Below are 9951 nucleotides of genomic sequence, written 5' to 3' on the forward strand. Positions count from 1 at the left end.
ATTGCCTGATGCGCTACGCTTATCAGGCCTGGGTGATTCCTGCAATTTATTGAATTTGTAGGCCTGATAAGGCATTTACGCCGCATCCGGCATGAACAAAGCTCACTTTGCCTGCAATCTGAATCGGGGCCACAATGCCCGGTTTATTCTTTACTGCCAGCCGTAACGTCGGCTATAGAACCCTTTCACCAACTGGGTTAATGTCATATACCCTGCCAGAATCGCAACCAGCCACGGGAAATAGCTTAACGGCAGCGCCTGCAGCTGCAGATAACTGGCCAGCGGTGAAAATGGCAATGCGATCCCGACAATCATCACGATCACGGTCATGATCATTAACGGCCACGATGCACAGCTCTGAATAAACGGTACACGACGGGTGCGGATCATATGCACAATCAGCGTTTGCGACAGTAATCCCACCACAAACCAGCCCGACTGGAACAGCGTTTGCGTTTCCGGCGTGTTGGCATGGAATACCCACCACATCAGGCAAAACGTCAGAATATCGAAGATCGAGCTGATCGGTCCGAAGAAGATCATAAAGCGCCCCAGATCCGCCGGATTCCAACGCTGCGGCTTTTGAATTTGCTCGTCGTCGACGTTATCAAACGGGATCGCCACCTGTGACACATCGTACAGCAGGTTCTGAATAAGCAAGTGTAACGGCAACATCGGCAGGAAGGGCAAGAAAGCACTCGCCACCAGCACGCTGAACACATTACCGAAGTTAGAGCTCGCCGTCATTTTGATGTATTTCAGCATATTGGCGAAAGTGCGACGTCCCTCAATCACCCCCTCTTCCAGCACCATCAGGCTTTTTTCCAGCAGGATGATATCAGCCGCTTCACGGGCAATATCTACCGCGCCGTCCACAGAAATGCCGATATCCGCAGCGCGTAAGGCGGGCGCATCATTTATACCATCGCCCATAAAGCCAACCACATGCCCTTCGCGCTTCAGTAAGGTCACAATGCGTTCTTTATGCATCGGCGTCAGGCGAGCAAACAGCGTGGTGCGCTGTGCGAGATTTGCCAGTTCGTCGTCAGATAGCGTTTCAATATCACTACCAATGACCACCTCTCCCGCGTCCAGCCCCACTTCATGGCACACTTTCGCTGCAACTAACTCACTGTCGCCAGTAAGGATTTTTACGGTAATTCCACTCGCTTTTAATGCCTTCAGTGCCGGAGCGGTTGTCTCTTTTGGCGGATCAAGGAAAGCAATATATCCTTCGAGGATCAGGTCGGATTCATCCGCCCGCTGGTAATCTCCTTCACGCGCTGGCAGGTATTTCGTTGCCACCGCAACCACGCGCAGCCCCTGACGATTCAGCGTATCAGTAACCCGCTTAATCTTACGTAGCATGGTGTCATCGAGCGGTACAATCTCGCCATTGTGACGCACCTGCGAACACACATTGAGGATTTCCTGCAATGCGCCTTTGCAAACCAACTGATGGTGTTCGGTATTTTCTGCCACAACCACCGACATCCGGCGACGCTCGAAATCAAACGGAATCTCATCAATTTTTTGCCAACGGCTGGCCAGCGAACGCGCTGACTCTTCATCCGTACCTTCGAGCACCGCGGTATCAAGCAGGTTTTTAAGTCCAGTCTGGTAATGACTGTTCAACCACGCGCTATGCAGCACGCGTTCGCTGGTTTTACCGGAGATATCGGTATGATTCTCCAGCACAATTTTATCCTGTGTCAGGGTGCCGGTTTTATCAGTGCACAGAATATCCATTGCGCCAAAGTTCTGAATGGCATCCAGATGTTTGACGATCACTTTCTGTTTCGACAGCTTTACTGCGCCGCGCGCCAGCGTCGAGGTAACAATCATCGGCAACATTTCCGGCGTTAAGCCTACCGCGACCGAAAGCGCAAACAGTGCCGCTTCCCACCAGTCACCTTTGGTGTAACCGTTGATAAGCAACACCACCGGAGCCATCACCAGCATAAAGCGAATCAGCAGCATACTGACGCGGCTGATCCCTTGCTGAAAGGCATTCGGCTCGCTTTCCTGCTCACTAACACGCCCCGCCAGTTGACCAAACCAGGTGTTGGCTCCTGTAGCAATCACCATTGCTTGTGCCGTGCCGCTCACCACGGTGGTGCCCATAAAACACAGGGTGTCGCACTCCAGCGGATTGCTGTGCTCCGGCTGGCGAGTGGTAGCGGCTTTTTCCACGGGCAGAGACTCACCGGTTAACGACGCCTGAGCGACGAACAGATCCCGCGCCTGCAAGATACGTAAATCTGCCGGGATCATATCCCCCGCCGCCAGTTTTATAATATCGCCGGGCACCAGCTGGTCGATCGGGATCTCCAGCCAGCCATTTTCGCCTTTGCTGTTAATAACGCGCAGCACCGTCGCGGTATTGCTGACCATCGCTTTCAGGGCATCTGCCGCTTTGGTGGAACGCGCTTCCTGAACAAAGTTCAGCAGCGTGGAAATAGCCACCATTAACGCGATAACGCCTGCGGCAAATAAATCTTCCGTGGCGTAAGAAATGCCGCCAAGGATCGTGAGCAAAATATTAAAGGGGTTGCGATAGCAGACCCACAAATGTACCCACCACGGCGATGGTTGTTGCGCAGGTAATTTATTTTCGCCATGTTTTTCACGGGCAACTTCCACTTCCGCCTGATTCAACCCTTCCGGGTGGGTGTCGAACGTGTTCCATAATTCTTCTTCGGGCATCACTGCCATTTTCAGGCAATGCGCGCTTAAGGAAGGCGGGATTGGTGCATTCGCTGTCTGCTGCGCACCCGGTAGCGGATCGCGACGGATCAGACGGGAAGGTAAATGGCGAATGAGCCGGGTAAAAATTTCTTTAAACATAGGGTGTCCCTCCGCACTGTCTGGAACAGTGCAGAAATATCTTCAGGCGTGGCGAAGCCTTACCTGAAGGTAATAAATATGAGCAGGGACGTTAAAACGTCACGGCCTTACGCATCCGGTAACGCCGTGAAAAGACGGGCTTACCGGAAAAGTTTTAATCTCCGTCGAGGGAGAGGCGTGGGATCAGGTTCCATATAACCTCCGGTAAGTGAATAAATAGCGCCGCGAATCCAATAATATTCGTAGCATTTATGCCGATATAATACCTGTCGGCAACTAAACCAACGATAAACCAGACTTTGCCCATTGCTGAATGCGCGGGTAAAGTTAGTCTCTAATAATTAAACAACACGTTACGGGATAACAGGATGCAAAATCGGCTGACCATCAAAGACATCGCGCGCTTGAGCGGCGTGGGAAAATCCACTGTTTCCCGGGTGCTGAATAACGAAAGCGGCGTGAGCCAGCGCACACGTGAACGTGTTGAAGCAGTGATGAATCAGCATGGATTTTCCCCTTCCCGCTCTGCGCGCGCCATGCGTGGGCAAAGCGATAAAGTGGTCGCCATCATCGTGACACGTCTGGATTCGCTGTCAGAAAATCTCGCGGTTCAGACCATGCTGCCGGCGTTCTATGAACAGGGTTACGACCCCATCATGATGGAAAGCCAGTTTTCACCACAATTAGTTGCCGAACATCTGGGCGTTTTGAAACGTCGTAATATCGACGGCGTAGTGCTGTTTGGTTTTACCGGTATAACCGAAGAGATGTTAGCCCACTGGCAGTCATCGCTGGTGCTGCTGGCACGCGACGCAAAGGGCTTTGCTTCAGTCTGTTATGACGACGAAGGGGCGATCAAAATCCTGATGCAACGACTGTATGACCAGGGGCATCGCAATATCAGTTATCTCGGCGTGCCGCACAGTGACGTGACGACCGGTAAGCGACGTCATGAAGCCTACCTTGCGTTCTGCAAAGCGCATAAACTGCATCCCGTCGCCGCTCTGCCTGGCCTCGCCATGAAGCAAGGTTATGAGAACGTGGCAAAAGTCATTACCCCTGAAACCACCGCGTTGCTGTGCGCAACTGACACGCTGGCACTTGGCGCAAGTAAATACCTGCAAGAGCAACGCATCGATACCTTACAGCTGGCGAGCGTTGGTAATACACCGTTGATGAAGTTCCTCCATCCGGAGATCGTCACCGTTGATCCAGGCTACGCAGAAGCCGGACGCCAGGCGGCCTGCCAGTTAATCAAACAGATAACCGGGCGCAGCGAACCGCAACAAATCATCATCCCAGCCACCCTGTCCTGATCGTTTCCTGAACGATAAATTGTGATCTTTGCCGTGTTTCGGGAACGTTCCCATTTTTAATTTTTCCTTCCCACTATATTCTGCCGTCAACCTAATATGTCATCTGCCACGGGGCCTTATGATGAGCAAAGTGAACCAAACGGATATCGATCGGTTGATTGAACTGGTCGGTGGGCGCGGCAATATTGCGACGGTGAGCCACTGTATTACTCGCCTGCGCTTTGTCCTCAACCAACCGGCCAATGCCAGACCGAAAGAAATTGAACAACTCCCCATGGTGAAAGGTTGTTTCACCAATGCCGGGCAATTTCAGGTGGTGATTGGCACCAACGTTGGCGATTACTACAAAGCGTTATTAGCAACGACTGGTCAGGCGCAGGTTGATAAAGAGCAGGTGAAAAAAGCCGCCAGGCAGAATATGAAATGGCATGAGCAGTTGATCTCCCATTTCGCAGAGATCTTCTTCCCGTTACTGCCCGCGCTGATTAGCGGCGGTTTGATCCTCGGTTTTCGTAATGTGATCGGCGATCTGCCCATGAGCAACGGCCAGACGCTGGCGCAAATGTACCCTTCCCTGCAAACGATCTACGATTTTCTGTGGTTGATCGGTGAGGCGATCTTCTTCTATCTGCCGGTCGGGATTTGCTGGTCGGCGGTGAAAAAGATGGGCGGCACGCCGATCCTCGGTATCGTGCTTGGCGTAACGCTGGTTTCTCCACAACTGATGAACGCCTATCTACTCGGGCAGCAGGTGCCGGAAGTGTGGGACTTTGGCATGTTCAGTATTGCGAAAGTAGGCTATCAGGCGCAGGTGATCCCGGCGCTGTTAGCCGGGCTGGCGCTGGGCTTTATTGAAACTCGCCTTAAGCGCATCGTGCCGGATTATCTCTATCTGGTGGTTGTACCGGTCTGCTCGCTGATCCTCGCGGTGTTCCTCGCCCATGCGCTGATTGGTCCGTTTGGTCGCATGATTGGCGATGGCGTTGCCTTTGCGGTTCGTCATCTGATGACTGGCAGCTTTGCCCCTATTGGCGCGGCATTGTTTGGCTTCCTCTATGCGCCGCTGGTCATTACCGGCGTACACCAGACCACGCTTGCCATTGATATGCAGATGATTCAAAGCATGGGCGGTACGCCAGTCTGGCCGCTGATTGCCCTTTCGAATATTGCTCAGGCATCGGCAGTGGTAGGAATTATTATCGCCAGCCGTAAACAGAACGAGCGGGAAATTTCGGTTCCAGCGGCGATCTCCGCTTATCTTGGGGTTACTGAGCCGGCAATGTACGGCATCAACCTGAAATATCGCTTCCCGATGCTGTGCGCGATGATTGGTTCCGGTCTGGCGGGATTGCTCTGCGGCCTGAACGGCGTTATGGCGAATGGCATCGGCGTCGGTGGTCTGCCTGGTATTCTCTCCATTCAGCCGAGCTACTGGCAGGTATTTGCGCTGGCAATGGCTATCGCCATCATCATCCCGATTGTGCTCACCTCGTTTATCTACCAGCGAAAACACCGCCTGGGCACGCTGAACATTGTTTAATTTTCTTCGGGGCGCACTTGCGCCCCCTCGCATTTGCAGGAATGACGTAATGACTAATCTTCCCCACTGGTGGCAAAACGGCGTTATCTACCAGATTTATCCAAAGAGTTTTCAGGACACCACGGGCAGCGGCACCGGCGATCTGCGAGGAGTCACCCTACGCCTCGACTATCTACAAAAACTGGGCGTTAATGCTATCTGGTTGACACCTTTTTATGTCTCCCCACAGATCGATAACGGATACGACGTAGCGAACTATACGGCGATTGATCCCACCTACGGTACGCTGGACGACTTTGATGAACTGGTGGCGCAGGCGAAATCGCGCGGTATTCGCATTATCCTTGATATGGTGTTTAACCATACTTCTACCCAACACGCCTGGTTTCGCGAGGCGCAGAACAAAGAAAGTCCTTATCGTCAGTTTTATATCTGGCGTGACGGCGAACCAGGAATACCACCAAATAACTGGCGTTCTAAATTCGGTGGCAATGCCTGGCGCTGGCACGCAGAAAGCGAACAGTATTACTTGCATCTGTTTGCACCAGAACAGGCCGATCTCAACTGGGAAAACCCAGCAGTACGCACAGAACTGAAAAAAGTCTGTGAGTTCTGGGCCGATCGCGGGGTAGACGGGCTGCGCCTGGATGTGGTGAATCTGATTTCCAAAGACCAGAACTTCCCCAACGATCTGGATGGCGACGGGCGCCGCTTCTACACCGACGGACCACGAGCACACGAGTTTTTGCACGAAATGAACCGCGATGTCTTTACGCCACGCGGATTAATGACTGTGGGTGAAATGTCCTCCACCAGCCTTGAACATTGTCAGCGATACGCGGCACTGACAGGCAGTGAATTGTCGATGACCTTTAATTTTCATCACCTGAAGGTCGATTATCCCGGCGGTGAAAAATGGACGCTGGCTAAACCTGACTTTGTGGCGTTAAAAACATTGTTCCGCCACTGGCAACAGGGAATGCACAACGTTGCGTGGAATGCTTTGTTCTGGTGTAACCACGATCAGCCGCGCATTGTTTCTCGCTTTGGTGATGAAGGTGAATACCGCGTGCCTGCGGCAAAAATGCTGGCGATGGTGCTGCATGGTATGCAGGGAACGCCGTATATCTACCAGGGCGAAGAGATTGGTATGACCAACCCACATTTCACGCGCATTACTGACTATCGCGACGTGGAGAGCCTCAATATGTTTGCCGAGCTGCGCAACGATGGGCGTGACGCCGAAGAGCTATTGGCAATCCTCGCCAGTAAATCCCGTGACAACAGCCGCACGCCAATGCAATGGAGCAACGGCGATAACGCAGGGTTTACTACCGGCAAGCCGTGGATTGGTCTGTGTGATAACTATCGCGAAATCAACGTAGAATCTGCGCTGGCCGATGAATCTTCAGTGTTTTACACCTACCAGAAGTTAATCACGTTGCGTAAACAAGAACCCATTCTGACATGGGGCAATTACCAGGATCTCCTGCCAAACAGTCCTGTATTGTGGTGCTATCGCCGCGAATGGCTGGGGCAAACTTTATTGGTGATTGCCAACCTTAGCCGTGACGTACAGCCCTGGCAACCAACGCAAATCAGCGGCGACTGGCAACTGTTAATGCATAACTATGAAGAAGCCTCCTCTCAACCGGGAGCCATGACATTGCGGCCATTTGAGGCTGTCTGGTGGTTGCAGAGATAATTCTTCTCGAGGCCCCGGTAAAGCGAGTATTTCCGGGGCCTTATCTGTCAGCGCATTGTTTTTGTTGGTTTTTTGAACAGAAAATTATTAAAAAATTTACACATCGCTGTAGCGCCCGTCATCCGTACACTCTGCTTTTTACTTTGAGCTAAATCAAAAAAACCTTAAACATCCTTAATGCAAAGCACTATATATAGACTTTAAAATGCCTCTCAACCCAATATGTTGTATCCGTCGACTATACTTGCACCAAGACACACGCCAACAAAGCCGACAAAATTGTGGATAAAGCGGATTGGGATTGCAGTAACTCCCCGTAAAAAGAGCTAAATAAAGCGGGGCGCACTTCCCAACTTTCTGTGTATAACCTGTTCTTAAAAATATGGAGCGATCATGACACCGCATGTGATGAAACGAGACGGCTGCAAAGTGCCGTTTAAATCAGAGCGCATCAAAGAAGCCATTCTGCGTGCAGCTAAAGCAGCGGAAGTCGATGATGCAGATTATTGTGCCACTGTTGCCGCTGTCGTCAGCGAGCAAATGCAAGGCCGCAACCAGGTCGATATCAACGAAATCCAGACCGCAGTTGAAAACCAGCTGATGTCAGGCCCGTACAAACAACTGGCTCGTGCTTACATCGAGTACCGTCACGATCGCGACATCGAACGTGAAAAACGCGGTCGCCTGAACCAGGAGATCCGTGGCCTGGTCGAGCAGACCAACTCTTCGTTACTCAATGAAAACGCCAACAAAGACAGCAAGGTAATTCCAACCCAGCGCGACCTGCTGGCCGGTATTGTTGCTAAACACTATGCACGCCAGCACCTGCTGCCGCGTGACGTGGTGCAGGCGCATGAGCGTGGCGATATTCACTACCACGACCTCGATTACTCGCCGTTCTTCCCGATGTTCAACTGCATGTTGATCGACCTGAAAGGTATGCTAACTCAGGGCTTTAAGATGGGGAACGCCGAGATCGAACCACCGAAGTCGATCTCCACTGCCACCGCAGTAACTGCGCAGATTATCGCCCAGGTTGCCAGCCATATTTATGGCGGCACCACCATTAACCGTATCGACGAAGTTCTGGCTCCGTTTGTCACCGCCAGCTACAACAAGCACCGTAAAACGGCGGAGGAGTGGAGCATTCCGGATGCTGAAGGCTACGCCAACTCTCGTACCATCAAAGAGTGCTACGACGCCTTCCAGTCGCTGGAGTACGAAGTAAATACCCTGCACACCGCCAACGGTCAAACACCGTTTGTAACCTTTGGCTTTGGTCTGGGCACCAGCTGGGAGTCGCGCCTGATTCAGGAATCCATCCTGCGTAACCGTATCGCAGGCCTCGGTAAAAACCGTAAAACTGCGGTGTTCCCGAAACTGGTGTTTGCGATTCGCGATGGCCTGAACCATAAAAAAGGCGATCCGAACTACGACATCAAACAGCTGGCGCTGGAGTGCGCAAGCAAGCGCATGTATCCGGATATCCTGAACTACGATCAGGTAGTGAAAGTCACCGGTTCGTTTAAAACCCCGATGGGCTGCCGCAGCTTCCTCGGCGTGTGGGAAAATGAAAACGGCGAGCAGATCCACGATGGTCGTAACAACCTCGGCGTGATCAGCCTGAACCTGCCGCGTATTGCTCTGGAAGCAAAAGGCGATGAAGCCACCTTCTGGAAGCTGCTGGATGAACGTCTGCTGCTGGCACGTAAGGCGCTGATGACCCGTATCGCTCGTCTCGAAGGCGTGAAAGCGCGCGTGGCTCCTATCCTCTATATGGAAGGTGCTTGTGGCGTGCGTCTGAATGCCGACGATGATGTTTCTGAAATATTCAAAAACGGTCGTGCGTCTATTTCGCTGGGTTACATCGGTATCCACGAAACCATTAACGCGCTGTTCGGCGGCGAGCATGTTTATGACAACGAGCAGCTTCGCGCGAAAGGTATTGCGATTGTTGAACGTCTGCGTCAGGCGGTGGATCAGTGGAAAGAAGAGACTGGCTATGGTTTCAGCCTTTACAGCACGCCAAGTGAAAACCTGTGCGACCGCTTCTGCCGTCTCGATACCGCTGAGTTTGGCGTGGTGCCGGGCGTGACCGATAAAGGTTACTACACCAACAGTTTCCACCTTGATGTGGAGAAAAAGGTGAACCCGTACGACAAGATCGACTTTGAAGCACCTTACCCGCCGCTGGCTAACGGTGGTTTCATTTGCTACGGCGAGTATCCAAACATTCAGCACAACCTGAAGGCGCTGGAAGATGTCTGGGATTACAGCTATCAGCATGTACCGTATTACGGCACCAATACACCGATTGATGAGTGCTACGAGTGTGGCTTTACCGGTGAGTTTGAGTGCACCAGCAAAGGCTTCACCTGCCCGAAATGTGGTAACCATGACACCTCCCGTGTGTCGGTGACTCGCCGCGTGTGCGGATATTTAGGTAGCCCGGATGCGCGTCCGTTTAACGCCGGTAAGCAGGAAGAAGTTAAGCGCCGCGTTAAACATTTGGGAAATGGGCAGATAGGTTAAGCCTTCCCCCC

At 52.3% G+C, this 9951-nt stretch carries 5 protein-coding genes and 1 pseudogene; 4 read left to right on the forward strand and 2 right to left on the reverse strand.

Features of this window, described 5'->3' with window-relative positions:
• Nucleotides 1–150: 150 nt before the first annotated feature.
• Together mgtA and mgtL are read right to left on the reverse strand one after the other, a co-directional pair.
• Nucleotides 151–2847, reverse strand: a complete 2697-nt coding sequence (gene mgtA, locus EQY_RS0121200; RefSeq protein WP_000471853.1) for a magnesium-translocating P-type ATPase — start codon at nucleotides 2845–2847, stop codon at nucleotides 151–153.
• A 140-nt stretch (nucleotides 2848–2987) separates the two neighbouring features.
• Nucleotides 2988–3041, reverse strand: coding sequence for a mgtA regulatory leader peptide MgtL (mgtL, locus tag EQY_RS26360; RefSeq protein ID WP_001387276.1), 54 nt, complete (start codon nucleotides 3039–3041; stop codon nucleotides 2988–2990).
• 171 nt (nucleotides 3042–3212) lie between these two features.
• Here mgtL and treR point away from each other — a divergent pair.
• The 4 genes and pseudogenes from treR to nrdD form a co-directional block, all read left to right on the forward strand.
• Nucleotides 3213–4163, forward strand: a pseudogene (gene treR, locus EQY_RS0121205) (trehalose operon repressor TreR); the annotation flags it as partial.
• Between the two features lie 118 nt (nucleotides 4164–4281).
• On the forward strand, nucleotides 4282–5703 hold the full coding sequence (gene treB, locus EQY_RS0121210; protein WP_021551481.1) for a PTS trehalose transporter subunit IIBC: 1422 nt from the start codon (nucleotides 4282–4284) through the stop codon (nucleotides 5701–5703).
• A gap of 49 nt (nucleotides 5704–5752) precedes the next feature.
• A complete protein-coding gene (gene treC / locus EQY_RS0121215; protein ID WP_000183360.1) occupies nucleotides 5753–7408 on the forward strand; it encodes an alpha,alpha-phosphotrehalase in 1656 nt (551 codons plus the stop codon).
• Between the two features lie 393 nt (nucleotides 7409–7801).
• Nucleotides 7802–9940: an anaerobic ribonucleoside-triphosphate reductase gene (nrdD, locus tag EQY_RS0121220; protein WP_000187801.1), complete on the forward strand. Its 2139-nt coding sequence runs from the start codon at nucleotides 7802–7804 to the stop codon at nucleotides 9938–9940.
• Nucleotides 9941–9951 lie beyond the last annotated feature (11 nt).

The organism is Escherichia sp. TW14182 (assembly GCF_000208525.1).
GTDB lineage: Bacteria > Pseudomonadota > Gammaproteobacteria > Enterobacterales > Enterobacteriaceae > Escherichia > Escherichia ruysiae.